The sequence below is a fragment of the Microbacterium esteraromaticum genome (assembly GCF_014084045.1).
GTDB lineage: Bacteria > Actinomycetota > Actinomycetes > Actinomycetales > Microbacteriaceae > Microbacterium > Microbacterium esteraromaticum_D.
In genome coordinates, this window is sequence record NZ_CP043732.1 from 77,128 (window position 1) to 103,198 (window position 26,071).

Annotated in this window: 23 protein-coding genes; 9 read left to right on the top strand and 14 right to left on the bottom strand. The window is 70.0% G+C overall.

The window, feature by feature from the left end:
• Window positions 1-184 precede the first annotated feature (184 nt).
• From FVO59_RS00390 to FVO59_RS00405, 4 genes are read right to left on the bottom strand one after another with little or no spacing between them, the layout of a single operon-like run.
• Complete coding sequence (locus FVO59_RS00390) at window positions 185-1,183, bottom strand: hypothetical protein (protein WP_182253621.1); 999 nt, start codon at window positions 1,181-1,183, stop codon at window positions 185-187.
• Window positions 1,180-2,418, bottom strand: a complete 1,239-nt coding sequence (locus tag FVO59_RS00395) for a sensor histidine kinase (protein WP_182253622.1) — start codon at window positions 2,416-2,418, stop codon at window positions 1,180-1,182. Before FVO59_RS00395 ends, FVO59_RS00390 begins: the two co-directional genes overlap by 4 nt.
• Window positions 2,408-3,070: a response regulator transcription factor gene (locus tag FVO59_RS00400; protein WP_182253623.1), complete on the bottom strand. Its 663-nt coding sequence runs from the start codon at window positions 3,068-3,070 to the stop codon at window positions 2,408-2,410. The genes FVO59_RS00395 and FVO59_RS00400 overlap by 11 nt, the downstream gene beginning before the upstream one ends.
• 51 nt (window positions 3,071-3,121) lie before the next feature.
• Window positions 3,122-4,321, bottom strand: coding sequence for a class I SAM-dependent RNA methyltransferase (locus tag FVO59_RS00405; protein WP_182253624.1), 1,200 nt, complete (start codon window positions 4,319-4,321; stop codon window positions 3,122-3,124).
• Between the two features lie 50 nt (window positions 4,322-4,371).
• Here FVO59_RS00405 and FVO59_RS00410 point away from each other — a divergent pair, with 50 nt between their 5' ends.
• Window positions 4,372-5,019, top strand: coding sequence for a Maf family protein (locus FVO59_RS00410; RefSeq protein WP_182253625.1), 648 nt, complete (start codon window positions 4,372-4,374; stop codon window positions 5,017-5,019).
• A gap of 67 nt (window positions 5,020-5,086) precedes the next feature.
• Window positions 5,087-6,856, top strand: a complete 1,770-nt coding sequence (locus FVO59_RS00415; protein WP_182253626.1) for an acetyl/propionyl/methylcrotonyl-CoA carboxylase subunit alpha — start codon at window positions 5,087-5,089, stop codon at window positions 6,854-6,856.
• A gap of 65 nt (window positions 6,857-6,921) precedes the next feature.
• Here FVO59_RS00415 and FVO59_RS00420 read toward each other — a convergent pair whose 3' ends face one another.
• Window positions 6,922-8,370, bottom strand: a complete 1,449-nt coding sequence (locus FVO59_RS00420; RefSeq protein WP_182253627.1) for an NAD(P)H-quinone dehydrogenase — start codon at window positions 8,368-8,370, stop codon at window positions 6,922-6,924.
• A gap of 48 nt (window positions 8,371-8,418) precedes the next feature.
• Between FVO59_RS00420 and FVO59_RS00425 the strand changes: the two genes are divergently transcribed.
• The 7 genes from FVO59_RS00425 to FVO59_RS00455 all read left to right on the top strand — a co-directional run bounded on the left by FVO59_RS00425 (window position 8,419) and on the right by FVO59_RS00455 (window position 15,662).
• Window positions 8,419-9,252 carry a purine-nucleoside phosphorylase gene (locus tag FVO59_RS00425; protein WP_182253628.1) on the top strand — a complete coding sequence of 278 codons (834 nt, stop codon included), beginning with the start codon at window positions 8,419-8,421 and terminating at the stop codon, window positions 9,250-9,252.
• Window positions 9,249-10,913: a phospho-sugar mutase gene (locus FVO59_RS00430; protein WP_182253629.1), complete on the top strand. Its 1,665-nt coding sequence runs from the start codon at window positions 9,249-9,251 to the stop codon at window positions 10,911-10,913. Before FVO59_RS00425 ends, FVO59_RS00430 begins: the two co-directional genes overlap by 4 nt.
• Complete coding sequence (locus FVO59_RS00435) at window positions 10,914-11,633, top strand: TSUP family transporter (RefSeq protein ID WP_182253630.1); 720 nt, start codon at window positions 10,914-10,916, stop codon at window positions 11,631-11,633.
• Between the two features lie 92 nt (window positions 11,634-11,725).
• A complete protein-coding gene (locus FVO59_RS00440) occupies window positions 11,726-12,997 on the top strand; it encodes a flavin-containing monooxygenase (protein ID WP_182253631.1) in 1,272 nt (423 codons plus the stop codon).
• On the top strand, window positions 12,997-13,962 hold the full coding sequence (locus tag FVO59_RS00445) for a bile acid:sodium symporter family protein (RefSeq protein ID WP_182253632.1): 966 nt from the start codon (window positions 12,997-12,999) through the stop codon (window positions 13,960-13,962). The genes FVO59_RS00440 and FVO59_RS00445 overlap by 1 nt, the downstream gene beginning before the upstream one ends.
• A complete protein-coding gene (locus FVO59_RS00450) occupies window positions 13,959-14,906 on the top strand; it encodes an SDR family oxidoreductase (protein ID WP_182253633.1) in 948 nt (315 codons plus the stop codon). Before FVO59_RS00445 ends, FVO59_RS00450 begins: the two co-directional genes overlap by 4 nt.
• A gap of 9 nt (window positions 14,907-14,915) precedes the next feature.
• The gene (locus FVO59_RS00455; protein WP_182253634.1) at window positions 14,916-15,662 is read left to right on the top strand and encodes an alpha/beta hydrolase; all 747 of its coding nucleotides are present in this window, start codon (window positions 14,916-14,918) and stop codon (window positions 15,660-15,662) included.
• A gap of 2 nt (window positions 15,663-15,664) precedes the next feature.
• Here the strand turns inward: FVO59_RS00455 and FVO59_RS00460 are convergent, their stop codons facing one another.
• The 9 genes from FVO59_RS00460 to FVO59_RS00500 form a co-directional block, all read right to left on the bottom strand.
• Window positions 15,665-16,510, bottom strand: a complete 846-nt coding sequence (locus FVO59_RS00460) for a carbohydrate kinase family protein (RefSeq protein ID WP_182253635.1) — start codon at window positions 16,508-16,510, stop codon at window positions 15,665-15,667.
• A gap of 7 nt (window positions 16,511-16,517) precedes the next feature.
• Window positions 16,518-17,603, bottom strand: a complete 1,086-nt coding sequence (locus tag FVO59_RS00465; RefSeq protein ID WP_182253636.1) for an adenosine deaminase — start codon at window positions 17,601-17,603, stop codon at window positions 16,518-16,520.
• Between the two features lie 14 nt (window positions 17,604-17,617).
• Window positions 17,618-18,979, bottom strand: coding sequence for a thymidine phosphorylase (locus FVO59_RS00470; RefSeq protein ID WP_259363328.1), 1,362 nt, complete (start codon window positions 18,977-18,979; stop codon window positions 17,618-17,620).
• A complete protein-coding gene (locus tag FVO59_RS00475) occupies window positions 18,976-19,374 on the bottom strand; it encodes a cytidine deaminase (protein WP_182253637.1) in 399 nt (132 codons plus the stop codon). The genes FVO59_RS00470 and FVO59_RS00475 overlap by 4 nt, the downstream gene beginning before the upstream one ends.
• Before the next feature lie 8 nt (window positions 19,375-19,382).
• Window positions 19,383-20,675: an ABC transporter permease gene (locus tag FVO59_RS00480; protein ID WP_182253638.1), complete on the bottom strand. Its 1,293-nt coding sequence runs from the start codon at window positions 20,673-20,675 to the stop codon at window positions 19,383-19,385.
• The gene (locus FVO59_RS00485; protein WP_182253639.1) at window positions 20,672-22,021 is read right to left on the bottom strand and encodes an ABC transporter permease; all 1,350 of its coding nucleotides are present in this window, start codon (window positions 22,019-22,021) and stop codon (window positions 20,672-20,674) included. The genes FVO59_RS00480 and FVO59_RS00485 overlap by 4 nt, the downstream gene beginning before the upstream one ends.
• Window positions 21,985-23,571, bottom strand: a complete 1,587-nt coding sequence (locus tag FVO59_RS00490; RefSeq protein ID WP_182253640.1) for an ABC transporter ATP-binding protein — start codon at window positions 23,569-23,571, stop codon at window positions 21,985-21,987. Before FVO59_RS00490 ends, FVO59_RS00485 begins: the two co-directional genes overlap by 37 nt.
• Window positions 23,572-23,636: 65 nt before the next feature.
• Window positions 23,637-24,737: a BMP family lipoprotein gene (locus FVO59_RS00495; protein ID WP_182253641.1), complete on the bottom strand. Its 1,101-nt coding sequence runs from the start codon at window positions 24,735-24,737 to the stop codon at window positions 23,637-23,639.
• A gap of 157 nt (window positions 24,738-24,894) precedes the next feature.
• A complete protein-coding gene (locus FVO59_RS00500; protein ID WP_182253642.1) occupies window positions 24,895-26,007 on the bottom strand; it encodes a mannose-1-phosphate guanylyltransferase in 1,113 nt (370 codons plus the stop codon).
• Between the last annotated feature and the right edge of the window lie 64 nt (window positions 26,008-26,071).

Consider the following 26,071-nt stretch of genomic DNA (forward strand, 5'->3'; position numbering starts at 1 on the left):
CAGAGGGGTTGCGGGGCGCGACACTGATAAAGACGCTTCGCGTTAGGCGGCTGCTCTGCTCCCAGGGTAGGCAGACGCAGTACCGCCCACCAGCGGACAGTTTTCGGGTAGCTGTTCCGCACATGGCGAGGGGCAGGCCACATGCCGCCCCTCGCCTTTCTCATGTCCCGTGAACGCCGCGCGATCAGTCCGCGACGCGGCGGATCTCGTGCCAGAGCTCGACCGCGTCGTCATCGGCCGCTCCTCCCGCCGTCCGGCCCACGACCGTGACGGCGTTCGTCTCGTCGCGACCGGCGCGGATGATCAGACGATTGGAGTGCGCGCGCGCCAGCACGCCTGCGAGCTCGGCGCGGATCTCCTCGATGCGCGCCTCGTCGATGCCGTCCAGACCGCCCTCGTCGAAGACTGTCACGGTCGCTCCCGCACGACGAGCCTCGGTGATCGCCTCGCGCACCGCCTCGCTCATCAGGCTGCCGCCGCGCAGCTCATCGCGCAGCGTCCCCTCGGCCAGGCGCGCCTGCAGCCGCTCTTCCTCCGACAGCTCGCCACGCGCAGCCACGGTGCGGCTGAGCACGGGCCCGGCCACGGCGAGCGCACGCTGGGCGCGCACCCGGCGTTCGCGCTGGCGTACGAGCTGCGTCGCGTGCCATGCGGACACGGCGCGCTGGATGTCGGCGAGCCGTTCGGTGTCGCGCACGGCACGATCCCAGAACAGCACAAGCAGCTGCGCGACCAGCACCCAGGTGATCGAGCCGACCAGGCCGAGCGTGAACGCCTCTCCGATGCCCATGAACGCCGAGGTGGCGACGATCAGGATGATCAGCATCGCCCAGCCGAAGAGCGGCCGCCTGCGCACGATGCACACGACGGCGAGCAGGCCGGTGGCTCCGATGTACCAGGTCGCGAACGGAGCGCCGCGCAGGGACGGCTCAAGAGCCAGGCTCACCAGGGTCGGCACGAGCGCGCTGCTGACCAGGGCGAGCACCGCGGGGCCCATGGGCATCCGCACCTGCTGCGGCGCTCCCACCACCGCTGTCAGAGTCGCGGCGAGATACAGCGCGATGGCCGCGACGATGAGCAGGGGCGCCTCGGGCTGCACCGTCCACCCGATCGCGCGCGCGGCGAAGTACAGCGCGAACCCGAGGGCGAGCGACGTGGTGATGCTTCGCACCGAGCGTCTCATGACGGCTCCCACGAGAGGACGACGGTCGTGCCCTCCGCATCGGAGTCGATCCGCGACTTCCCGGCGACAGCGGCCATCCTGGCGATGATCGACGCGCGTATGCCCAGGCGGTCCTCGCCGATGGCATCCGGATCGAATCCGGGTCCGGCGTCGAGCACCGTCACGCTCAGCCGGTCGGACGCAGCCGAGTCGGCGATGATGTGCAGCCCCCGCCCGCCCGCGTGCGCGAGCGCGTTGCCGATCGCCTGCCTCGCGGCCAGCACGATGGCGCGGGCCACCTTGCCTGGCACCTCTGCCGTCGCCTCTCCGCGCTCCTCCACGACCGCGTCGACGCCCTGCTCCGAAAGGGTGCGTCTCAGCTCGGCGACGATCTGCGTCTTCGCCACCGGAGCATCGCTGCCCTCCTGCGCGATGGACGCCTCGGTGTTGGCCAGGCGGGTGAGCGCCTCGCGCGCCATCGCCACCGCGAGCGTGCGCTCCCGCTCGCTGCCTGCCCGCTCCGCCGCGATCAGCGCGGCGAGCACGCTGTCGTGCATGAGCGCCGACATCGCGACGCGCTCCTCCTCCGCGGCCGATGCGGCTGCCGCCGACGCGTAGCCCTCCACGGCCTGAGAGCGCGCTTCGTCGACGCCGGCGGCGACCTGGCGGAACATCCACGCCAGCGAGATGATCACCGCGCCGAGGATGATCGTGAACGACACGTCGAAGCCGGTGCTGATCCACCAGCTCTGCTCGAAGTCGCCCTGCACGAGTCGCACCCAGCCGTACAGGATCGGCAGTGCGAGCGCCCAGGCGAGCTGCACCCGGGTGCTGAAGGCGAGCATCGCGGCGACGACGCCGATGTTCACCAGGAAGAAGATCCACGGCTGGCTCGACGGCTCTCGGACGCTGCGGTCGACGACCACCGGCCACAGCGCCAGGGCGATCGCGTAGGCGATCGTGAACGTGCCGGCCGCCGGCTTGATCCCCTTGCCGATCACGCACGCCACGATCATCCACAGCAGCGGGGCGAAGACCAGCACCATGATCCCGACATGCGCGATGTCGGGGCGGGTGAGCCTGGTCACCGCTCCGAGCAGCGCCTGGGCTCCCAGCGCCGCTGAGCCGATTGCGGCGACGGTGGAGAGGATGCGCTCCATGCGCTGTCCGGTGAAGCGCTCGAGCCCGATGCCCACCTCGCCCTGCGAGGGGATGCTGCTCCAGGCCTCTTTGAGGCTGCGCTCGTCAGCCGCCACTCGGAACACCGTCCGCGGCGACGATCCCGTCCTCCATCGCGCGGCGCAGCAGATCGACCTTGGTGGGCGCGGGGCGCCCGACCTCGACGTACTTGACCCTGATCCGCGTGATGTTCTCCTTGGCCGTCGAGTACGCGACCCCGAGTCTCTCGGCGACGGCCTTCAACGGCAGTCCGGCCGCGTACAGCCGCAGCACCTCGCGCTCGCGGGTCGAGAGCTGCGCGTCAGCGAACTCCCTGTCGCCGTCGACCGCACTGGCCCATTCGACGTTGTTCAGCGCCTCGCCGCGGGCGACGGTGCGGATGGCGTCGAGCACGTCGTCGAGGGCGGAGGACTTGCTGACGACTCCGGCGGCGCCTGCGGCGAGCGCCTCGCGCACCGAGGCAGGTCGATCGGCGACGCTGTGGATCACGACGCTCGCGCCGTCGGCGACGAGCGTCGCGACGTTCTCGGTCACGGTCGTGCCGTCTCCGAGAGTGAGATCGAGCACGACCACGTCGACCGGCGGCTCGGCCGAGCTCGCCCGCCAGGTGAGGTACTCCTTGACGGTCCCGCCCGAGAAGACGACGCGCTGCTCACCGTCGCGCAGGCACGCGGCCTCCAGGCCGAGACGTACAGACTCGTGGTCGTCGATGAGGGCGACGGTGCTCATCCCGCCAGCCTACCGAGTGCGACCGTGTCGTCCGATATACCGGTCGACGGCTCAACGGCTGAGCAGCGCGATCGCCTCGAAATGGTGCGAGTGCGGGAAGAGATCGAATGCTCTGAGCGATTCGACGTCCCAACCAAGCTCGCGGAACGTGCCGAGGTCGCGGGCGAGCGCCACGGGGTCGCAGGCCACATAGACGACGGCTTCGGGATCGAGCGCGTGGATCGAGCGGACGACGCCGTGTCCCGCTCCCGCGCGCGGCGGATCGAGCACGACGGCGCCGGCGCGCGTGCCGTCGGGGACGCCCTCCAGGAACCGGTCGACGCGGGCGGTGACCGCATGCGCGTCGACATCGGCGAGGTTCGCGGCGGCGTGCTCGGTCGCACGTCGGTCGGACTCGACGGTCACGATGTCGGTCGCGCCGCGTTCTGCGAGCGTCGACGCGAACAGGCCGACACCGCCGTAGAGGTCGAAGTGCGTGGCATCCGGATCGACCCGGCCCGCGAGCGCCTCGCCCACGGCGTCGTGCAAGGTCTCGGCGGCACGCGGATGCACCTGCCAGAACCCCGCGGCGTCGAGCTGGAACCGGCGAGCGCCGACCTGCTCGAACACCACCTCGGAACGCCCGCGACGGGCTCCGTCGGGGCGCGGAAGCGCGCGAACACGGCCATCGCCGGACTCGACCAGATCGACACGCCCCGGCTTCTGCGCACGAAGCCCGAACGCGGCGGCCTCGACGGCAGGGCGCGCGAGAGGAAGCGTGGCGACATCGATCACACGGTGGCTGCGTGCCGCGTACGGCCCGACCCGGCCGTCGGCGTCGACGTGCAGCGAGACGCGGGTGCGCCAGCCGGTGCCGTCGCCCTGGTCGACCGGCGCGACCTCGGGCGCGGCGAGTCCGGATCCGGCGAACTTGTCGAGCGCCTCCTGCAGCACCTGGCGCTTGAGGACGCGCTGGTGGTCGAGCTCGATGTGCCCGAGGTCGGCTCCGCCCACGCGGTCGGCCGGCGTCCGGGCGATGTCGGCCTCGGCCCACACGTGATCGCGGCGGTGCGGAGACGCCTCGAGCACCTCGAGCGTCTCGGCCCGCCAGAAGCGCTTGCCGTCGTCACCCGCGGTGACCTCGGCGCGCACGCGCTCGCCGGGAACGGCGTCAGGCACGAACACCACGCGACCCTCGTGACGGGCGATGAAGGTGCCGCCGTGCGCGATGCCGGTGATGTCGAGGTCTAGTGTGCGCGCAGTGGAGGTCATCCCTCCAGGATCCCACACGCACCTCCACCCTCACGGGCTAGCGTGGTTGCATGCGCGTGTGCCTGGCATCCACCTCCCCCGCCCGCCTGATGCTGCTTCGACAGGCCGGCATCGAGCCGCTCATCCTCTCCCCCGCGGTCGATGAGGACGCGGTGGCCGACGCCGCGACAGCCGAGCGAGGTGCGCCGCTCGCGCCGGACGCGCTGGTGCTGCTGCTCGCCCGCGCGAAGGCCGCCGAGGTCGCACACCGCATCCTCGACGCGCATCCCGATTTCGACGGCATCGTCATCGGCGGCGACTCGATGTTCGAGATCGACGGGAAGGTGCACGGCAAGCCCTACACGCCCGAGGCCGCACGCGAGCGCTGGCAGCGGATGCGCGGCGCCACCGGCATCCTGCATTCCGGGCATTCCGTCTTCCGCGTCGCACCCGGCGCCGATCCGGTCGAGGCGACCGCGGTCGCCGAGGCGGCTGTCACCTTCGCCGACGACGTCACGGATGCCGAGCTCGATGCCTACATCGGCAGCGGCGAACCGCTGCACGTGGCCGGTGCCTTCACCGTCGACAGCCTCGGCGGCCCGTTCATCACGCGCGTGGAGGGCGATCCGTCGACGGTGGTCGGGATGTCGCTGTCGACCCTGCGCCGGCTGGCGGGGGAACTCGGCGTCGTCTGGACCGATTTGTGGTCGCAGTCCTAACGGATTCGCCCATTTCTTGTGGAGAGTCGTCAAAAAGATCCGCGTCGACCTCGCTAGGCTGAAGCCCATGCCTGATATCGCCAAGGTGCTCATCGCGAACCGCGGCGAGATCGCCGTACGCATCATCCGCGCCGCCCGGGACTCCGGGATCTCCTCTGTCGCCGTGTACGCCGACCAGGATCGCGATGCGATGCACTCGCGTCTCGCCGACGAGGCCTACAGCCTCGACGGGTCGACCAGCGCAGCCACCTACCTGCAGATCGACAAGATCCTCTCGGTCGCCCGGCGCGCCGGGGCGGACGCCGTGCACCCCGGCTACGGCTTCCTCGCCGAGAACGCCGACTTCGCCCGTGCCGTCATCGGCGCGGGAATGACGTGGATCGGGCCATCGCCCGAGGCCATCGAGGCGCTCGGCGACAAGGTCACCGCGCGTCACGTCGCCGAGAAGGTCGGCGCACCGCTGGCTCCGGGCACGCCCGGTCCTGTCGACGGAGCCGATGAGGTCATCGCCTTCGCGAAGGAGCACGGCCTGCCGATCGCCATCAAGGCGGCATACGGCGGCGGCGGTCGCGGCCTGAAGGTCGCCCGCGAGCTCGACGAGGTCGCGGAGCTCTTCGAGTCGGCCACCCGCGAGGCCGTCGCGGCCTTCGGTCGCGGCGAGTGCTTCGTCGAGAAGTACCTCGACAAGCCCCGACACGTCGAGACCCAGTGCCTCGCCGACGCTCAGGGAAACGTCGTCGTCATCTCGACCCGCGACTGCTCGCTGCAGCGTCGCCACCAGAAGCTCGTCGAGGAGGCGCCGGCGCCGTTCCTCACCGACGAGCAGAACGAGCTGCTGTACTCGGCTTCGAAGGCCATCCTCAAAGAGGTCGGCTACGTCGGCGCCGGTACCTGCGAGTTCCTCATCGGCGCCGACGGCACCGTGTCGTTCCTCGAGGTGAACACGCGCCTGCAGGTCGAGCACCCGGTCTCAGAAGAGGTCACCGGCATCGACCTGGTGCGCGAGCAGTTCCGCATCGCCGCAGGCGGCACCATCGACTACGACGACCCTGCACCGCAGGGGCACTCGATCGAGTTCCGCATCAACGGCGAGGACCCCGGCCGCGGATTCCTCCCCCAGCCCGGTCCGATCAACGTCTTCAAGACGTTCGGCGGCCCGGGCATCCGCCTCGACTCCGGCGTGACCGCAGGCGACGCCGTCTCCGGCGCATTCGACTCGCTGCTCGCGAAGATCATCGTGACGGGCAAGGATCGCGCCGAGGCGCTCGAGCGCTCGCGCCGCGCCCTCGACGAGTTCGAGGTCGCGGGGATGCCGACGGTGCTCCCGTTCCATCGCAAGGTGGTCAACGACCCGGCGTTCGTCGCCGCCGACGGCCGCTTCGGCGTGTACACCCGCTGGATCGAGACCGAGTTCGTCAACGACATCCCCGCCTGGGACGGCGAGCTCGAAGACCCTGCGGCCGCGCCCGGCCGCCACACCGTCGTCGTCGAGGTGGCCGGCAAGCGTCTCGAGGTGAGCCTGCCCGACCGCGTGGTCGCACCCGTCGCCGGCACGGCCGGCCGGCCGGCGGCCGTGCCGCCGTCGCGCCGCAGCCACACCGCCACGGCCAACGCCGGAGCATCGGGCGACGCCGTCAAGTCGCCCATGCAGGCGACCGTCGTCAAGCTCGCCGTCGAAGAGGGCCAGCAGGTCGTCAAGGGCGACCTCGTGGTCGTGCTCGAGGCGATGAAGATGGAGCAGCCGCTGCAGGCGCACAAGGACGGCGTGGTCGGGAACATCGACGCCACGCCCGGTGCGACCGTGTCGGCAGGGCACCAGCTGCTCACCATCAGCTGACCGGACCCGAACGAAGAAGGCGCGCCCCGATCGGGGCGCGCCTTCTTCGTTCCTGTCGAGGAGGGTCAGACGATGCTGACCGCGTGCATCGCCCGGCTGGCGTCGGTGATGCTCGTGGTGAGCGACGGGTAGGCGGCGAAGACGCGCGCGACCTGGTCGACGGTGAGCCGCCTCTCGACGGCGATCGCGAGCGGGTAGATCAGCTCGGAGGCCTTCGGCGCGACGATGACGCCGCCGATCACGGTGCCCGAGCCGCGACGGGCGATGATCTTCACGAAGCCGTCCTTGATGCCGAGCATCTTCGCGCGCGGGTTCGCCGCCAGCGGCAGCTTGTACGCGATGCCGTCGGCCTCTCCGTTCGCGATGTCCTGCTCGGAGTAGCCGACCGTGGCGATCTCGGGGGCCGTGAAGATGTTCGCGGTGATCTTGCGCTGCTCGAGCGGGATCACGATGTCGCCGAGGGCATGGAAGACGGCCGTGCGGCCCTGCATCGACGCCACGGACGCGAGCGGGAAGAAGTTCGTGCAGTCCCCCACCGCGTACACGTTGGGCACCGAGGTGCGCGCCACGCGGTTCACGCGCACGTGACCCGACTCGGTGAGCTCGATTCCCGCCTCCTCCAGGCCGATGCCTGCCGTGTTCGGGATCGAGCCGACGGCCATCAGGCAGTGGCTGCCCTCGACCGTGCGTCCGTCGGCGAGGGTGACCAGCACACCGTCCTCGGTGCGCTGCACGCTCTCGGCGCGCGCCTTGGAGAGCACCTGCATGCCGCCGCGGGTGAAGACCTTCTCGAGCACCTTGGCGGCGTCCTCGTCCTCACCAGGCAGCACCTGGTCGCGGCTCGAGACGAGCGTGACCTCGGCGCCGAGGTTCATGTACGCCGAGGCGAACTCTGCTCCCGTCACGCCGGAGCCGACGACGATGAGGTGCTCGGGCAGAGCCTTCATGTCGTACAGCTGCGTCCAGGTCAGGATCCGCTCGCCGTCCGGCTTCGCCGTCGGCAGCTCGCGCGGCGAGGCGCCGACCGACACCACGACGGTGTCGGCCTCGACTCGATCGAAGTCCGTGCCGCCGGGACCGGTGGCCACGACGATCGCGTTGGGCCCCTCGAGCCGGCCGTGCCCGGACAGGATGCGCACGCCCGCCTCGAGCAGGGTGGTCCGCATGTCCTCGGACTGCTGCCCCGCGAGTGCGAGGAGCCGCTTGTTGACGGCGGCGAGATTGATCGCGATCTCGGGCTTGAGCGGCTTGTCGTTCGCTCCGCGCGCGTAGAACTGCACGCCGAGGTCGGTCGCACCGGCGATGGCGACCGCTGCATCCGCGGTGGCGATGAGGCTCTTCGAGGGGACGACGTCGGTGAGCACGGCCGAGCCACCCACTCCGACGCGCTCGACGAGCGTCACATCCGCTCCCAGCTGGGCGGCGGCGAGCGCCGCCTCGTACCCGCCGGGGCCGCCGCCGAGGACGGCGACGCTCTGCCTGTTCGCGAAGGAAGTCTGAGACATGAACTCCATTCTTCCGCAATCCTGGCACCCGCCCCGCCACCTTCCTAGAGTGGAGTCATGCGTGACACCACCCTGAACCCCCTGGATGACCCGACGGCCGACCCGTTCGCCGTCGCTGCCGACGCGGCCGCCGACATCGCCCGTCTGACCGGGGTCGACCACCACGACATCGCCCTGACCCTCGGCTCCGGCTGGGGGAAGGCCGCCGAGCTGATCGGCGAGACCGTCGCGACCATCCCGGCCACCGAGGTGACCGGCTTCTCCAAGCCCGCTCTCGAAGGCCACGTCGGCACGCTGCGCAGCATCCGCACCCCCGGTGGCAGGAACGTGCTCGTCATCGGCGCCCGCACCCACTACTACGAAGACCACGGCGTCCGCCGCGTCGTGCACTCGGTGCGCACAGCGGCTGCGACGGGGGCGAAGACCATGGTCCTCACCAACGGCGCCGGCGGCATCCGCGAGACGTGGAAGCCAGGACAGCCCGTCCTGATCAGCGATCACATCAACCTCACCGCCGACTCCCCGCTCGAGGGCGCGACGTTCATCGATCTCACCGACCTGTATTCGGCCCGCCTGCGCGACATCGCCCGCAGCATCGACCCCACGCTCGACGAGGGCGTGTACACCCAGTTCCGCGGGCCCCACTACGAGACCCCGGCCGAGGTGCAGATGGCGAAGGCCATCGGCGGCCACATCGTGGGCATGTCGACCGCGCTCGAGGCGATCGCGGCCCGCCAGGCCGGGATGGAGATCCTCGGCTTCTCGCTCATCACCAACCTGGCCGCCGGCATCCAGAAGACTCCGCTCAGCCATGAGGAGGTCATCGAGGCCGGCCGCGAAGCCGAGCCGATCATCTCGGCGCTGCTTGCCCGCGTGATCGAGGCGCTGTGAGCGAGCGGCTCTCCCAGGCGCGCGCCTGGCTGCGACAGGATCCGGACGCCGAGACCCGCGACGAGCTCGCCGGCATCATCACCCGCGCCGCGAGCGGCGACCGCGCCGCCGTCGCCGATCTCGAGGATCGCTTCAGCACGCGGCTCGCATTCGGCACCGCGGGGCTCCGCGGCGAACTCGGTGCAGGCAGCAACCGGATGAACCGGGTGCTCGTCGCACAGGCCGCCGCCGGCTTCGCCGGCTATCTGCTGCAGCGTCGTGGTGACCGCCCGACGGTCGTGATCGGATATGACGGCCGACGCAACTCCCGTCGCTTCGCCCTCGACTCGGCCGAGATCCTCGCAGGTGCGGGGCTGCGTGCCGTCCTGCTGCCGCGCCTGCTGCCGACGCCCGTGCTCGCGTTCGCCGTGCGGCATCTGCAGGCGGACGCCGGGATCATGGTGACTGCGAGCCACAACCCTCCGAACGACAACGGGTACAAGGTGTACCTCGGCGGCGAGGACGGCGGATCGCAGATCGTCGCTCCGGCGGATGCCGAGATCGCCGCGCACATCCAGAGCGTCGCCGACGCGGGCGACGTGGGCCTGCTGCCCCGATCGGATGCGTATGAGCTGGCCGGAGAGGACGTCGTCGAGGCGTACATCGCGGAGACCGCCGCGGTGGCGCCCGCGCCTTTCGGCGTGCAGGAGATGCGCTGGGTGTACACCGCGATGCACGGCGTGGGCTGGGAGACGTTCTCGCGGGTGCTGAAGGCCGCGGGCTACCCCGCGCCGCGGATCGTCGACGCACAGCGCGACCCCGACCCGACGTTCCGCACGGTGTCGTTCCCGAACCCGGAGGAGCCGGGGGCGATGGATCTCGCGCTGGCGAGGGCGAAGGAGGCGGATGCGGAGTTCGTCATCGCGAACGATCCCGATGCCGACCGGCTCGCGGTCGCGATCCCGGATGCGGGAGCCGAAGGCGGCTGGCGTCGCCTGACCGGCAACGAGGTCGGGCTGCTGCTCGGCTGGCGCGCGGCGCGCGCCGCGCAGGGAGCCGCAGGGGCATCCCTCGCGTGCTCGCTGGTCTCCTCCCCCGGCCTCGGGGCGGTCGCCGAGCGCTACGGGCTCGACTTCCACGAGACGCTCACCGGCTTCAAGTGGATCTCGCGCGCGCCCGGTATGGTGTTCGGCTTCGAGGAGGCGCTCGGGTACCTGGTCAATCCGGGCACCGTGCGCGACAAGGACGGCATCTCAGCGGCGATCGCCCTGCTCGGCCTCGCCGCGGAGGCGCGTGTGCGCGAGAGCAGCATCGCAGGGCTGCTCGAGGAGCTGGGCGCGGAGATCGGCCACTTCGCGAGCGGCCAGGTGTCGGTGCGGGTCGAGGACCTGGCCCTGATCGCCGGCACGATGGCGTCGCTGCGCGCGCAGCCGCCGGCGTCGTTCGGAGAACGCGTCGTCGTCGCATCCGAGGATCTCGCCGCGGGCGCCTCCGGCGTACCGGCGGGCGACGTGCTGCGCTATCGTCTCGCCGACGGCTCGCGTGTCATCGTGCGCCCCAGCGGCACCGAGCCCAAGCTCAAGGTGTACATCGACGCACGCGGCGACAGCAAGGACGACGCTGCCGCGGCGGTCAGCGCGCTCGAGATCGCTGTGCGGGATCTGCTGGCAGAGCGACGCTGAGTGCTGGCGCTCACAGCGGCGGCGACGATCGTCGCAGCCGTGATCCAGCGCGTGACCGGGCTCGCCTTCGTGCTCGTGCTGATCGGTCCGATCGTGCTCGCGTACGGCCCGGTGGAGGGCGTGACGATCGCCGTGTTCCTCGCGGTGATCGCCTCGGTCTTCGCGGTACCAGGCGCATGGCGGGATGTGGACTGGCCCCGCACGCTGTGGCTGCTCGGGGCCGGCCTCGCCGCCGCTCCGCTCGGTGCGCTCACGTCGGCGGTGCTCCCTGAGACGGCGCTGCTGTTCCTCATCGGCGCCATGGGCGTGGTCGCGCTCAGCGCGCAGCGTCTCGGCGCCGTGGCACGCCGCCTGCGCGGTCGCCCCGGTGCGATCGGCGCCGGCGCGCTGGCCGGGTTCATGCACGCGTCGAGCGGTCTGTCCGGTCCGGCGCTGGCGTCATTCGCCCTGGGCGATGACTGGCCGCAACGGCGCTTTGCGGCGAGCGCGCAGGTTGTCTTCCTCGGCTACGGCCTGGTATCCGTCGCGCTGCGCGGCCTGCCGGAGGCCCCGCCTGTCGAGCTGGCAGTTCTCGGCGTGTGCACCGCAGGGGGCATCCTGCTCGGCGCCGTCGCGGCGCGGCGCGTGCCGACTGCGCTGGCGCGACGGGTGATGCTGCTGTGCGCCTGGGCCGGCACGCTCGTGATGCTCTGGCGTGCGACTGCGTCTCTTCTCTCCTGAGCCGGGGTCCCGCGGGAGCGCTCCCGAGCCGCTACGATCGAGATGGCCAGGGGGGACCGACCAGATCGTGCACAGAGCCGTGCGGGAGTGTGATGAAGAGATACGCCGTCATCGGCGCAGGTCCCTCGGGACTCGCAGCCGCGCGCGCCCTTCAGCAGAGGGGCATCCGGATCGATGGGTACGAGGCGTCGTCAGGCGTCGGCGGACTATGGGACATCGACAATCCGCGCAGCACGATGTACGAGTCCGCGCATCTCATCTCGTCGCGCACGACGACCGAGTTCAGCGAGTTCCCGATGCGCTCGGAGGTCGACTATCCCGGCCACCGCGTGCTGAAGCGGTACTTCGACGCCTACGCCGACGAGTTCGCGCTGCGCGAGCTGTTCCGCTTCGACACAAGGGTCACCGGGCTCCACCCGCACCACGATGGCGGCTGGATGCTGCACGCCGAGGGCCAGGACGCCCGCCGCTACGACGGGGTGATCCTCGCCAACGGCACGCTCGCCGAGCCCAACGTCCCCGCCTTCGCCGGCAGCTTCTCCGGCGAGATCATGCACACCAGCGCGTACAAGCGCGCGCAGCAGCTCACCGGTAGGCGAGTGCTCATCATCGGCGCGGGCAACTCGGGGTGCGACATCGCCGTCGACGCGGTGCACCATGCCGCCTCCGTCGACATGAGCGTGCGGCGCGGGTACTACTTCGTGCCGCGCTATCTTCTCGGCCGTCCCAGCGACACGCTCAACCAGGGGCGACCCCTTCCGGCGCGCATCAAGCAGTTCGTCGACACCAGGGTGCTCAGAGCATTCACCGGCGACCCGGTGCGGTTCGGCTTCCCGAAGCCGGACTACCGCATCTACGAGTCCCATCCGATCGTGAACACTCTGATCCTCAACCATCTCGGTCAGGGCGATCTGCGCATCCGCGCCGACGTCGACCGCTTCGACGGGCGCACCGTCCATTTCCGCGACGGTTCCTCCGGCGATTACGACCTCGTCCTGCTCGCCACCGGCTACACGCTCGACTACCCGTTCGTCGACCGCGAGCATCTGCACTGGCGGAAGGCATCACCCAACCTGTTCCTCAACGTCTTCCCTCCGTCCTTCAACGGGCTGTACGTGATGGGCATGATCGAGGCATCCGGGATCGGCTGGCAGGGCAGGTTCGAACAGGCCCGGCTGCTGGCCGCGTACCTCGCGGCCGACGAGCAGACGGCATCGGCGTTCCGCGCCCGCGTGACGGGCCGGCCCTGGCCCGACACCACCGGGGGCTATCGCTATCTGGGCCTTGATCGGATGTCGTACTACGTCAACAAGGACGCCTATCGCACGGCGCTGCGCGCTGAGCTTCGCACTCTGGAGGGCTGATGGACTTCGACGACCTCGTGCTGAACTTCACCCCTGGCACGCTGCTCATCCTCAACGTGGTGCTCGGACTGATCATGTTCGGCATCGCCCTCGACACGAAGCCCGCCGACTTCCGCGTCGTGCTGCGGCATCCGAAACCGTTCGTCATCGCGATCCTCGCCCAGCTGCTCGTCCTGCCCGCGGTCACGTTCGGCCTCACGCTCGTGCTGCCGGTGACCGCGTCGATGGCGCTCGGCATGATCGTCGTGGCCTGCTGCCCGCCCGGCAACATCTCTCAGGTGCTCACCCACCGTGCCGGTGGCAACGTCGCCCTGTCGGTGTCGATGACCGCCGTGGGCAACCTGCTCTACATCTTCGCCATGCCGCTCAGCATCGCGTTCTGGGGTTCACTGCATCCCACCGGCCGCGACCTGCTGCGCACCGTCGCTCTGAACCCCTGGCAGATGCTGCTCGAGATCGTTCTCATCGTCGGTCTGCCCTTCGCCGCCGGCCTGCTGATGCGCGCCTGGCTTCCCGTCTTCGCCGAGCGGGTCCAGCCGTTCGTGCGGTGGTTCAGTCTTCTCGCGCTGGTCGGATTCATCGTCGGGGCGCTGGCCGGGAACTGGGCCGTGTTCCTCAGCGTGATCGGCACCGTGCTCGTCGTCGTCGCGGTGCACGACGCTGTCGCCCTCGGCATCGGCTACGGGACGGCATACCTCGGTGGCCTCGGAACCAGGGAGCGCAAGGCGATGACCTTCGAGGTCGGGATCCGCAATGCCGGGCTGGGGCTCGGCCTGATCTTCGCGTTCTTCGGCGGGCTCGGCGGCATGGCCGTCGTGGCCGGCTGGTGGGGTGTCTGGGACATCATCGCCGGCCTGGTCGTGGCCACCCTGTGGGCACGGCATTCGCGGCGGCGCACCGGATCGGCGCACGACGCGGCGTCTCGGCACCCGTCGCCGGATGCCGCTGAGGGTGCCGCATCGTGAGCCGCGTGCTGGTGACCGGCGGATCCGGGTTCCTCGGCTCGCACGTCACGGCTCTGCTCGTGGCGCATCCCGACATCGAGCTGGTCGTCAGCGGGGATCTTCGCGACTCCTCGATCGCCGGTGTGCTCTCCGCGCGATTCGACGTGACGGATGCCGATTCCCTCGCGCCGGTGCTGATCGAGCACCGCATCGACACCGTGGTACATCTCGCGGCGATCGTGAACCCGGGGCGCGACGTCGATCTCGAGTACCGCGTCGACGTCGAGGGCACCCGTCATGTGCTCGACGCGTGTCTGGCCACCGGAGTTCGGCGGCTCGTGGTCTCCAGCTCCGGCGCGGCATACGGCTATCACGCCGACAGCCCCGAGTGGCTGGACGAGAGCGACCCCGTCCGTGGCAACGACGAGTTCCCCTACTCCCGGCACAAGAGGCTGGTCGAGGAGATGCTCGCTGAGGCTCGCGCAGAGCATCCCGAGCTGGAGCAGGTCGTGTTCCGCATCGGGACCATCCTCGGCCCGACGGTGCGCAATCAGATCACGGCCCTGTGGGATGGCCGGCGACTGCTGCGCATCGCGGGATCAGCCTCCCCTTTCGTGTTCGTCTGGGTAGACGACGTCGCCGCGGCGATGGTGCGCGCGGCGACCGACGGTCCGTCCGGGATCTTCAACGTCGCCGGCGTCGGCCGGATGACGGTACCGGAGATCGCGCAGCGGCTGGGCAAGCCGACGCTGACCGTGCCCGCGTGGGCTCTCGCCGCCGCGCTGCGGGCGGGTCGGATGCTGAGGCTCACCGAGCACGGCCCCGAGAAGGTGCGCTTCCTGCGCCACCGCCCCGTTCTCGACAGCACGCGGCTCATCGAGGAGTTCGGGTACACCCCGCGCTTCAGCACGCGGGAGGCGTTCGAGGAGTATCTGCGAACGCATCCCGACGTCCCGCGCCGATAGTCTCGGACCATGCCCGTCACGCGCGCAAAGCGCATCATCCGCAGGAGCCTGTGGGCACTCGTCGCGCTCGTGGTGCTGGTCGTCGCCGCGACCCTCATCTGGACCCAGGTCGGCGTGATGACCGCTGAGCGAGGTCCCCTGGCCGAGGCGCAGGAGAACCCCGCGCTCACGATCGAGCAGGCGCCGGAGGGGATCGTCCTGACCCCCGCCGACGGCCGCTCCGAGGTGGGCCTGGTCTTCATCCCCGGCGCGAAGGTGCAGCCGGAGGGGTACATCGCCACCCTGCAGGATCTCGCCGCCGAACACGGCGTCACGGTGGTGATCACGCGGCCCTGGCTGAATCTGGCGTTCTTCGACCCCCGCGGACTGGACGCCTTCACCTCGGCGGCCCCCGAGATCGAGTCGTGGATCGTCGGAGGGCACTCGCTGGGCGGGGTGCGCGCGTGCCAGCTGGCACCGGATGCCCGTGCGCTGGCTCTGTTCGCCTCCTACTGCGCGAACGATCTGTCCGGTTCGGGTATGCCCGTCCTAAGTCTGTCGGGAAGCGAGGACGGACTCTCGACGCCCGAGAAGATCGCCGACGCCAGGCATCTGCTTCCCGCGGACGCGGATCTGGTCGAGATCGACGGCGCATCGCATGCGTCCTTCGGGGCGTACGGCCCCCAGGCCGGCGACGGGACGCCATCGATCTCCGGCGATGACGCACGAGCCCGGATCACGGAGCTCGTCGGTGCGCTCGCGGTGAGGCTGCGCTGACCTCAGTCGTCGAGCAGCGGATGCAGGTGCCTGGAGCCCAGCGCGGCGGATGCCGAGCGGGCTCCGGCTTCGAGCGCCACCGGCAGCGCCGCGCCCGAGAGGTGCGCGTCGAGCACGCCGGCCAGGAACGCGTCGCCCGCGCCGTTCGTGTCCACGACGTCGACGGGCACGGCCTCGACCCGGTGCACGGCTCCTGAGGCGTCCACCGCCACGGCGCCGTCGGCGCCGAGCGTGCACACCGCGAGCGACGCCCCGGCCGCCACGCGCGAGCGCAGGAAGGCCACCGGGTCGTCGAGCCGATCCGCGTTGCAGAACACCGCGTCGGCGGCGGCGAGGAACGGACGGTGGAACTCCGCCTCGCCGTCGTAGTCGTGCACATCGACCCAGATCGGGCGTCCGGTTCCCCGTGCGAGCGGCAGCAGGCGCAGCGGCTCGGCGGCGAGGTCGAGGACGAGGACGTCGGATGCCCTCATCCTGGCCTCGACCGCGGCATCGGAAGCGCCGTCGGTCGGCGGCGGCGATGCCAGGTACAGCGACACGCGCCCGCCCGCCCGTGTCATCAGATTCAGGTGCCGCTCAGTGACAGGACCATCGACCCACAGGGTGGGCACCCCGGCATCCGCCAGCATCGTCCGCACACGCATGCCCGCGTCATCCGTCGCGCCCGCCGAGTACAGCAGCACGTCGCGCCCCAGCGCCGTGAGGCTCAGCGCCTTGCCCGCACTGGTGCCGCCGAGGGTCTCCCAGGAATCCTCGGCGAACTGCATATGCGGCACCGGCTCGGGAAGCCGATCGAGCACGACCAGCGTGTTCCACGACGCGGGGCCGGCGATGAAGACCGAGCTCATCGGCAGCTCAGCGCTCGAAGCCCTCGGCGATCATCTCGACGAGCTCCTCGCGCTCCTCGACCGGCAGGAACGCCGCCGAGGCGGCGTTGAACTGGAACGCCTCGAGGTCGTCGAGGTCATAGCCGAAGGCGTCGACCAGCAGGGAGAGCTCGCGGGTCAGCGAGGTGCCGCTCATGGTGCGGTTGTCGACGTTCACGGTCACCGAGAAGCCGAGCTGGTAGAGCAGGTCGAACGGGTGGTCGGCGAGCTCGTCGCCCCATTGCGCGACCGCGCCGGTCTGCAGGTTCGACGACGGCGACAGCTCGAGGGGGATCTCGCGGTCGCGCACCCAGCGTGCCAGGTCGCCGAACTGCACCTGCACCTCGTCGCCCTCGCGCTCGATCACCTGCAGGTCCTCGGCGATGCGCACGCCGTGACCGAGACGCAGTGCGCGTCCGTCGATGAGCGCCGAGCGGATCGAGGCGAGGCCTGCCGCCTCGCCGGCGTGCACGGTCACAGGCAGGAACTCGCCGGCGAGATAGTCGAAGGCGGCCCGGTGCTGAGAGGCGGGGAAGCCGTCCTCGGGACCGGCGATGTCGAAGCCGACCACGCCTGCCTCGCGGTGACGGACGGCCAGCTCGGCGATCTCCCGAACCCCGTCGTTCTGACGCATCGCCGAGAGGATCTGACCGACCCGGATGCTGCGACCGGCGGCATCCGCCTCGTCCTCGCCCTCCTCGATGCCTCGCTGCACGGCGCGCACCGCGTCGTCGAGGCTGAGGCCGCCGGCGAGATGCTGCTCCGGCGCCCAGCGCATCTCGCCGTAGATCACGCCGTCGGCGGCGAGATCGGCGACGAACTCGCGCGCGATCCGCGTGAGCGCCCGCTCGGACTGCATGACGGAGGTGACCAGCTCGAAGGTCTTCAGGTACTCCACGAGGGAGCCCGCGTCGCTCTGCTGCGCGAACCAGCGGCCGAGCGCCTTGGGGTCCTTCGCCGGGGCGGCGATGCCCGAGGCGTCGGCCAGCTCGAGGATGGTCGCAGGACGCACGCCGCCGTCGAGGTGGTCGTGCAGCGAGATCTTCGGCAGAGCGCGCAGTTCGTCGGTCTTCATGTGGTCCTCCGGGTTCAGGCGGTGATGCGCTCGTGCACGATCGGCTTGCGCGACGCGACCCCTGAGCCCGCCGCCTGAGCCGAAACAGCGTCGGAGAGGCGGGGTGAGGCGTCGGCGTCGATCTCGTAGGCGCCGTCCAGCGCCTCGAGTGCGCGGGCGAAGCGGCCCTCGTCGTCGGCCGACAGGGTGAACAGCGGCTGCCCCGCGACGACCTTCTCGCCCGGCTTGACGGCGAGGTCGATGCCGGCGGCGAAGATCACCGGGTCCTCCGCGCGTGCGCGTCCTGCCCCCAGACGCCAGGCGGCGATGCCGAACGGCAGCGCATCCATGCGGGTCACCACGCCGTCGCGGTCGGCCGTGACGACATGCGTCTCCCGTGCCGTCGGCAGCGGGGCGTCCGGATCGCCGTCCTGCGCGCGGATCATCGCCTTCCAGCTGTCCATCGCCCGGCCGTCGTCGAGGGCCGCCTCGACGTCGGCGTCGGGCTGCCCTGCCAGGGCGAGCATCTCGCGCGCAAGGGCGAGGGTCAGCTCGCGCACATCGGAGGGACCGCCGCCGGCGAGGATCTCGACGGACTCGCGAACCTCGTTCGCGTTGCCGATCGCGAGCCCGAGCGGCACGTTCATGTCGGTCAGCAGCGCCGTGGTCGCCACACCGGAGTCTGTGCCGAGCTCGACCATCGTGCGCGCCAGCTCGCGGGCGCGGTCGATGTCCTGCATGAAGGCGCCGTTGCCGAACTTGACGTCCAGCACGAGGGCATCGGTTCCCTCGGCGATCTTCTTCGACATGATGCTCGAGGCGATCAGCGGGATCGCCTCGACGGTGCCCGTCACATCGCGCAGCGCGTACAGCTTCTTGTCGGCGGGGGCGAGGCCGGAACCCGCGGCGCAGATCACGGCGCCGACGTCGCTCTGCATCTGCGCGAACATCTCGTCGTTGCTGAGCGCTGCCCGCCATCCGGGGATCGACTCGAGCTTGTCGAGCGTGCCGCCGGTGTGACCGAGGCCGCGGCCGCTGAGCTGCGGCACGGCGACGCCGAACACGGCCACCAGCGGCGCCAGCGGCAGTGTGATCTTGTCTCCCACACCGCCCGTGGAGTGCTTGTCGACCGTCTTCTTGCCCAGGGCGGCGAAGCTCATCCGCTCCCCCGACGCGATCATCGCGTCGGTCAGCACGCGGATCTCGTCGCGCTGCATGCCCTGCTGGAACACTGCCATCGCGAACGAGGCCATCTGCGCGTCCGAGACGTAGCCGCGCGTGTACGCGTCGACCATCCAGCGCAGCGCCTTCTCGGGCACCGTACCGCCGTCTCGCTTGGCCCGAATGACGTCGATCGCGTCGAAGGCCTCGACGCCTCCCTGTGCCTGGCCGCTCATCGGGCCTCCTCCAGATCGCGAGGCCCGAATGCGTCGGGCAGCACCTCGTCGATGGTGCGGATGCCCGAGACGGTCTCCAGCAGCATCTCGGTGCTGGAGTGCTCGAACAGCAGCTGACGGCAGCGACCGCACGGCATGATCGTCTGCCCGTCGTTGTTGACGCACACGAACGCGACCAGACGGCCGCCGCCCGACATGTGCAGGTCGCCGACGAGGGCGCACTCGGCGCAGAGACCGACGCCGTACGAGGCGTTCTCGACGTTGCATCCCGCGACGATGCGCCCGTCGTCGACGAGGGCGGCGGCGCCGACCCGGTACCGCGAATAGGGCGCGTAGGCCTTCTGCATCGCCTCGGTGGCGACCTGTCTGAGCTCGTCCCAATCGATGTCGGTCACGTGTTCTCCTATGACTTGATGTACGGCTCGCCGTCGGCCGCAGGCGGCCGGGAGCGTCCGACCAGACCGGCGACGGCGAAGATCGTCACGACGTACGGCAGCATGAGCATGAACTGGCTGGGCACCGGAGAGCCGATGACGCTGAGCACGCCCTGCAGGTTGGTGGCGAAGCCGAACAGCAGCGCGGCGAGGGTCGCGCGGATCGGGTCCCACTTTCCGAAGATCACCGCGGCGAGGGCGATGAAGCCCGCACCGGCCGTCATCTCCTGGTTGAACCGCGGGACGGAGACGAGCGTGTAGAACGCACCGCCCAGGCCCGCGACGGCGCCGCCGAGGAGCACCGCGCGATAGCGGGTCGCCGCGACCTTGATGCCCACCGTGTCCGCCGCCTGCGGGTGCTCGCCGACTGCGCGCAGCCGCAGGCCCCAGCGGGTGCGGTACAGGCCGAACCAGACCAGCGCGACGACCGCGTACATGAGGTACACGATGAACGACTGCTGGAACAGGATCGGGCCGATCAGCGGGATCTCGCTGAGCACGGGGATCGGCACCACCGAGAAGGTGTCCGGGCTGTTCATGGTCTCGGTGTTGGGGGCCAGCACCTGACGGAACAGGAAGGTCGTGATGCCGATCACCAGCACGTTCAGCACCACGCCGACGATCACCTGGTCGACGTAGTAGGTGATGGTGAAGACGCCGAGCACGAGCGCGACGAGCACGCCCGCGAGCATGGCGGCGACGAGACCCGCCCACGGTGTGCCCGCGAGCGATCCGGCGATCGCTGCGGTGAAGGCCCCCGCGAGCATCTGCGCCTCGATCGCGATGTTCACCACGCCCGCCCGCTCGCCGATGACGCCGCCGAGGGCGCCGAAGATCAGCGGGGTGGCGAGCGCGAGCGCACCCGCGAGCAGACCGATCATCGGCAGCGTCGCGCCGGCGCCGGCCCACGCGAGGAAGCCGATGAGCAGCACGGCGACGTACACGACGATCAGCCAGAGCGGCAGGCGACGGTGCGCGAGCACCGTCATCGCCGCGTAGCCGGTGCACAGCGCCAGCAGCAGCACGGCGACCCACGCGGTGGCCGTCGCAGGCAGCAGCACGTCCGGAACGGCGATCGCCGCGTTCTGCTCGGCGAGCCGGAAGGTGGTCATGCCTGGGCGCGGCACGAGCAGCGGAAGCAGCGCGAAGAGCACGGTGAAGAGGCCGAAGATGACCGGCGCCTTCCACGAGACGACGGCGACGACGCGCGGCTGGTCGATGTCGCTCTGCGGCGCATCGTTCACGTGCGTGGTGAGGCTCATGCCGACACCTTCTTTCCCTCGGTCTCGCTCTTTCCCTCGGTCTCGCTGCGGCGGGCCTTCGCGACCCGCTTGGCCTTGCGGCTGGGACGGCCGGGCTGAGGCAGGCCGAAGATCGCGCGCACCAGTGGCGGCGCGGCGATGAAGAGCACGATCAGCGACTGCACGACGAGGATGATCTCGACCGGGATGCCCTGCGAGGACTGCATGGTGAAGCCGCCGGTCTTGAACGCGCCGAACAGCAGACCGGCGAACAGGATCCCGATCGGCGAGGAGCGCCCGAGCAGAGCGACCGTGATGGCGTCGAAGCCGATGCCCGCGTCGATGCCGCCGCTGAAGCCGCGCACCTCGGTGCCGAGCACCTGGCTGACGCCGGCGATGCCGACCAGCGCCCCGGCGATGAGCATCACGACGAAGTACATGCGTCCGACGTCGATGCCGGCGACCTTCGCCGCCGAGGGGTTCTCACCCACCGCGCGGAAGCGGAACCCGAGCGACGAGCGCTCCAGCAGCCACCAGGTGAACGCGACGGCGACCAGCGCGAGCAGGAAGCCGGCGTGCAGCTTGTATGTCGGGCCGAGCAGCTGCGGCAGCACGGCCGTCTCTGCCATCGGCGCCGTCTTCGGGTTGCTCGAGCCAGGCGCCTGCAGCAGACCCTGCGTTGCGAGCATCCATGCCAGCAGGTAGAAGGCGATGTGGTTGAGCATGATCGTCGTGATCACCTCGTGCGCACCGGTGCGGGCCTTGAGCAGGCCCGCGATCCCCGCCCAGATCGCCGCGGCGACGAGTCCGGCGACGATCGCGGCGACGAGGTGCAGGCCCATCGGCAGGTCCATCGCGGTGGCGACGTAGCCCGCGGCGGCCGCGGCCATCAGCATCTGACCCTGACCGCCGATGTTGAACAGTCCCGCGCGGAACGCGAGGCCCACTCCGAGGCCGGCCGCGATCAGCGGGGTCGCGAACTTCAGCGTCTCGGTGAGGGGGCGGATGCCCTTCTCGAACGTGTCGGCGTTGAAGTTGTAGATCGCACCGCGGAACAGCGCGGCATACGCGCCGGTCACGGCCTCCCAGATCGCCGCGAAGGTGTCGGCGGGCTGGGCGAAGAAGTAGCCGGAGGCCGTCTGCACCTCCTCGTTGGTGGCGGCGATCATGATCGAGCCGACGAGCACCGCGAGCAGCACGGCCAGCAGCGAGATGATGCCGTTGCCCGTGACGATCGCCTGCAGCGTCGTCTGCCAGCGCGACGGTGCGATCTTGGTCTCGGGCTCGGCGAGGGGTGCCGACGGCTGGGGGGCCGGCGTCTGGGTCGCGCTCACTTCGTCTCCCTCCGGTCGCTCAGTGCATCGCATGCGCTCTCTCCGTTCGTGGAGGTGATCGGGCTCGCCGATGTCGCAGCGGCCGTCTCGGACATGCCCGCCATCATCAGACCGAGCTTCTCGCGCGACGTGTCGCCCGGCACGATACCCATGATGCGCCCTCGGTACATGACGAGGATGCGGTCGGCGAGGGCTGCGACCTCGTCGAGCTCCGTGGAGATGACGATCACGGGGACGCCTGCGTCGCGCGTCTCGATGACTCGCTTGTGGATGAACTCGATGGATCCGACGTCGACGCCTCGAGTGGGCTGCGCCGCGACGAAGAGCGCGAGGTCTCGGCTCAGCTCGCGCGCGAGCACGACCTTCTGCTGGTTTCCGCCGGAGAGTCGTCCGGCGGCCTGATGCGGGCCCTGGGTGCGGATGTCGAACTCGGAGATCCTGTCCTGCGCGAAGTCGTTCAGATCCGAGCGCTGCACGGTTCCCGCCTTCACGAACGGAGCGCCGTGGGAGCGGTCGAGCATGAGGTTCTCGGCGATCGAGAACTCCTTGACCAGCCCGTCGACGCTGCGGTCCTCCGGCACGAAGCCGACGCCGGCATCCAGGATCTGGCGCACCGTCCGCCCGACCAGCTCCTGGCCGTCGAGTCGGATGCTGCCGCGCACGTTGTCCTGCAGGCCGATGATCGCCTCGGTCAGCTCGGTCTGCCCGTTGCCCTGCACACCGGCGATCGCGAGCACCTCGCCGCCGTGCACCTCGAACGAGGCTCCGTCCACGACGACGGTCCCGGCCGGGTCGGTGACGGTCAGATCGGTGACCGTCAGTCCGTTGCCGCGCACCGCCGGCTCGCCCTTGTGCACGGTCAGCTCGACCGCGCGGCCGACCATGAGCGATGCGAGCTCCTCGTTCGACGCGGTCGGCGACGCCTCGCCGACCACCTTGCCGAGACGGATGACGGTGATGCGGTCGGCGACCTCGCGCACCTCACGGAGCTTGTGGGTGATGAAGACGATGGAGGTGCCCTGATCCTTGAGCTGGCGCATGGTCGCCATGAGCTCGTCGGTCTCCTGCGGGGTGAGCACGGCGGTCGGCTCGTCGAACACGAGCACGCGCGCCTCGCGCGAGAGCGCCTTGATGATCTCGACGCGCTGCTGCACGCCGACCGGCAGCTCCTCGACGACCGCGTCGGGGTCGACGTCGAAGCCGAATCGATCTGAGATCTCGCGCACCCTCGCGCGAGCGGCGTTCAGGTCGAGCCTGCCACCGAAAGTGGTCTGCTCGTGGCCGAGCATGACGTTCTCGGCGACGGTGAAGACGGGGATGAGCATGAAGTGCTGGTGCACCATGCCGATGCCTGCCGCCATCGCATCGCCGGGGCCGGCGAAGTGCTGGACGACGTCGTCCAGCAGGATGTCGCCCTCGTCGGCCTGGTACAGGCCGTAGAGCACGTTCATCAGCGTCGACTTGCCGGCGCCGTTCTCACCCAGGAGGCAGTGGATCTCACCCGCCTCGACGGTGAGATCGATGTGGTCGTTGGCTGTCAGCGCGCCGAACCTCTTCGTGATGCCGCGCAGTTCAAGCTTCATGTGTTGATCCTATTCAGGCAGAAACGGGGAGGCCGGCATCCGCCGACCTCCCCGATTCGGGAGCGTTACTTGCTCAGGTACGAGGTGACCTCGACCTTGCCGTCGATGATGTCCTGCTGGAGCTGCGTGACCTCGTCCTGCAGCGCCGCGTCCACCTTGTCGGCGAAGTTGTGCAGCTCGGCGATGCCGACGCCCTTGTTCTCGAGCGTGCCGACGTACGCCTCTGCGTCGAACTCGTCCTCGCCGCTCGAGAGCACTGCCTCGTAGGTCGAGAGGTCCATGGCCTTGAGCACCGAGGTGAGCACCACGTCTGCGGTCGACGGGTCGGTGACGAACAGGTCGGCGTCAGCGCCGATCAGCGCGATGTCCTTGCCGGACTCCTTGATCGCCTGCTGTGCCGACTGGTAGATCGGTCCGCCGACGGGGAGGATGACGTCGACGCCCTGGTTGAGGATGTTGACCGCGACCTGCTTGGCGTCGGGGTTGGCCTCGAAGCCGCCGGTGAACGAGCCGGTCTTGCCGTCCCAGCCGACGACCTGGACGTCCGTGCCCTTGACCTCGTTGTAGTGGTCGACGCCCTGCTTGAAGCCGTCCATGAAGATCGTCACGGTCGGGAACTCCATGCCGCCGAAGGTGCCGACCTTGCCGGTCTTCGAGTAGCCGGCCGAGAGGTAGCCCGCGAGGAACGCGGCCTCAGCCGTGTTGTACAGCAGCGGCTTGACGTTCTCCGCGTCCTTCTCGCCGTTGAAGTCGTTGTCAGCCGCGTCGTCGACGAGGATGAAGTCGACGTCGGGGTTCGCGGTCGCGGCCTCGACGGTCGCGGCCGACAGCGCGAAGCCGACGGCGACGATCGCGTTGCATCCCTCGTCGACGAGGTTCGTGACGTTGGGGCCGTACTCGGTCTCTGCGTTCGACTGCACAGCCTTGAGCTCGACACCGAGCTCCTCCGCCGCCTTCTCCGAGCCCTCGAACGAGAGCTGGTTGAAGGACTTGTCGTCGAAGCCGCCCATGTCCGAGACGATGCAGGGCAGGAAGTCGGACGCGGCGGGCTTGTCGCCGTCGCCCGCCGGCTTCTCAGCAGGAGCCTGGCCACAGGCGGCGAGACTCAGGACGACGCCGGCGGCGACCGTGACGCCGAGCAGCTTCTTGGTGATGGAGATGGACACTCATGCCTCCCGGGTGATCTCCGCGGACATCGCGGATCGATCGAGGTTACCCAGTGTTACGGGATTCGTGCACGCCCGCCCCGGTTGTGCTGGCGAAAGGTTACAAATCCGCAATGATGACCGCCGAGCGGTCTTGGCCATGCCCGACAGGGCGCGTTCAGAGCACGTCGCCGCGACCGGTCAGCTTGAGCGACTCGACGACGCCCTTGACTCGCTGAGCGTGCTCGACAGTGGTCACCAGCAGCGCGTCGTCGGTGTCGACGACGACGATGTCCTGCACTCCGACCAGGCTGATCACGCGCGAGGTCTGCGACACCAGGATGCCGCTCGCCGCATCCGAGAGCACCCGCGCACGCGGACCGAGCACGGCGAGGTCGTTCTTGCGCCCGTTGGTGATGAGCTTGGTGAGCGAGGCGAAGTCGCCGACGTCGTCCCAGTCGAAGTGCCCGGGCACGACCGCGAGCCTGCCGCGCTCTGCCGCCGGCTCCGCGACCGCGTAGTCGATCGCGATCTTCTTCAGCCTGGGCCAGAGGCGATCGACGGCAGGCCCTCGGCGGTCGCGGTCGTCCCACGCCTCGGCGAGCTCCATGAGGCCGGCGTGCAGTTCGGGCTCGTTCTCGCGCAGTTCGTCGAGCAGCACGCTCGCCTTCGCGATGAACATGCCCGCGTTCCACAGGTGCGCGCGGTCGGCCACGTACGCCTTGGCGGTCTCGAGATCGGGCTTCTCCACGAAGCGCTCGACGAGAGCGGCCTCCCTGGCGCCGTCGACGACGAGCTCGGCGCCCTTCTCGATGTAGCCGAAGCCGATCGCGGGCTCGGTCGGGGTGATGCCGATGGTGCAGATGTAGCCTTCCCGCGCGACCTCGACCGCGTCGCGCACAGCGAACTCGAACACCCGCGTGCCCCGGATCACATGGTCGGCGCTGAAGGAGCCGATGATCACGTCGGGGTCGCGCCGATGCAGGATCGCGGCGGCGAGGCCGATGGCCGCCGCCGACTCCCGCGGCTCGGACTCGAGGAAGACATTCGCATCCGGGATGCCTGGCAACTGCGCCTCGACGGCCGCACGATGCGCGCGGCCCGTGACGACGGCGATGCGGTCCTCCCCCGCGAGCGGCACGAGGCGGTCCCATGTGTCGCGAAGCAGCGAGTGCCCCGAGCCGGTGAGGTCGTGCAGGAACTTCGGGGCATCGGCCCGGGAGAGCGGCCACAGCCTGCTGCCGATCCCGCCGGCCGGGATCACCGCGTAGAAGTCGTCGATTCGCGCCATGCCCCAAACCTACCGGGAGCGGCTAAGGGTCCCCTTCGTCGCACTCAGCCAGCTGACAGGAATA

Coding starts and splice junctions, on each gene's coding strand:
- FVO59_RS00390 (WP_182253621.1), bottom strand. CDS start 1,183: ATGAGACGCTCGGTGCGAAGCATCACCACGTCGCTCGCCCTCGGGTTC.
- FVO59_RS00400 (WP_182253623.1), bottom strand. CDS start 3,070: ATGAGCACCGTCGCCCTCATCGACGACCACGAGTCTGTACGTCTCGGC.
- FVO59_RS00405 (WP_182253624.1), bottom strand. CDS start 4,321: ATGACCTCCACTGCGCGCACACTAGACCTCGACATCACCGGCATCGCG.
- FVO59_RS00410 (WP_182253625.1), top strand. CDS start 4,372: ATGCGCGTGTGCCTGGCATCCACCTCCCCCGCCCGCCTGATGCTGCTT.
- FVO59_RS00415 (WP_182253626.1), top strand. CDS start 5,087: ATGCCTGATATCGCCAAGGTGCTCATCGCGAACCGCGGCGAGATCGCC.
- FVO59_RS00420 (WP_182253627.1), bottom strand. CDS start 8,370: ATGGAGTTCATGTCTCAGACTTCCTTCGCGAACAGGCAGAGCGTCGCC.
- FVO59_RS00425 (WP_182253628.1), top strand. CDS start 8,419: ATGCGTGACACCACCCTGAACCCCCTGGATGACCCGACGGCCGACCCG.
- FVO59_RS00440 (WP_182253631.1), top strand. CDS start 11,726: ATGAAGAGATACGCCGTCATCGGCGCAGGTCCCTCGGGACTCGCAGCC.
- FVO59_RS00445 (WP_182253632.1), top strand. CDS start 12,997: ATGGACTTCGACGACCTCGTGCTGAACTTCACCCCTGGCACGCTGCTC.
- FVO59_RS00455 (WP_182253634.1), top strand. CDS start 14,916: ATGCCCGTCACGCGCGCAAAGCGCATCATCCGCAGGAGCCTGTGGGCA.
- FVO59_RS00460 (WP_182253635.1), bottom strand. CDS start 16,510: ATGAGCTCGGTCTTCATCGCCGGCCCCGCGTCGTGGAACACGCTGGTC.
- FVO59_RS00465 (WP_182253636.1), bottom strand. CDS start 17,603: ATGAAGACCGACGAACTGCGCGCTCTGCCGAAGATCTCGCTGCACGAC.
- FVO59_RS00470 (WP_259363328.1), bottom strand. CDS start 18,979: ATGAGCGGCCAGGCACAGGGAGGCGTCGAGGCCTTCGACGCGATCGAC.
- FVO59_RS00480 (WP_182253638.1), bottom strand. CDS start 20,675: ATGAGCCTCACCACGCACGTGAACGATGCGCCGCAGAGCGACATCGAC.
- FVO59_RS00485 (WP_182253639.1), bottom strand. CDS start 22,021: ATGCGATGCACTGAGCGACCGGAGGGAGACGAAGTGAGCGCGACCCAG.
- FVO59_RS00490 (WP_182253640.1), bottom strand. CDS start 23,571: ATGAAGCTTGAACTGCGCGGCATCACGAAGAGGTTCGGCGCGCTGACA.
- FVO59_RS00500 (WP_182253642.1), bottom strand. CDS start 26,007: ATGGCGCGAATCGACGACTTCTACGCGGTGATCCCGGCCGGCGGGATC.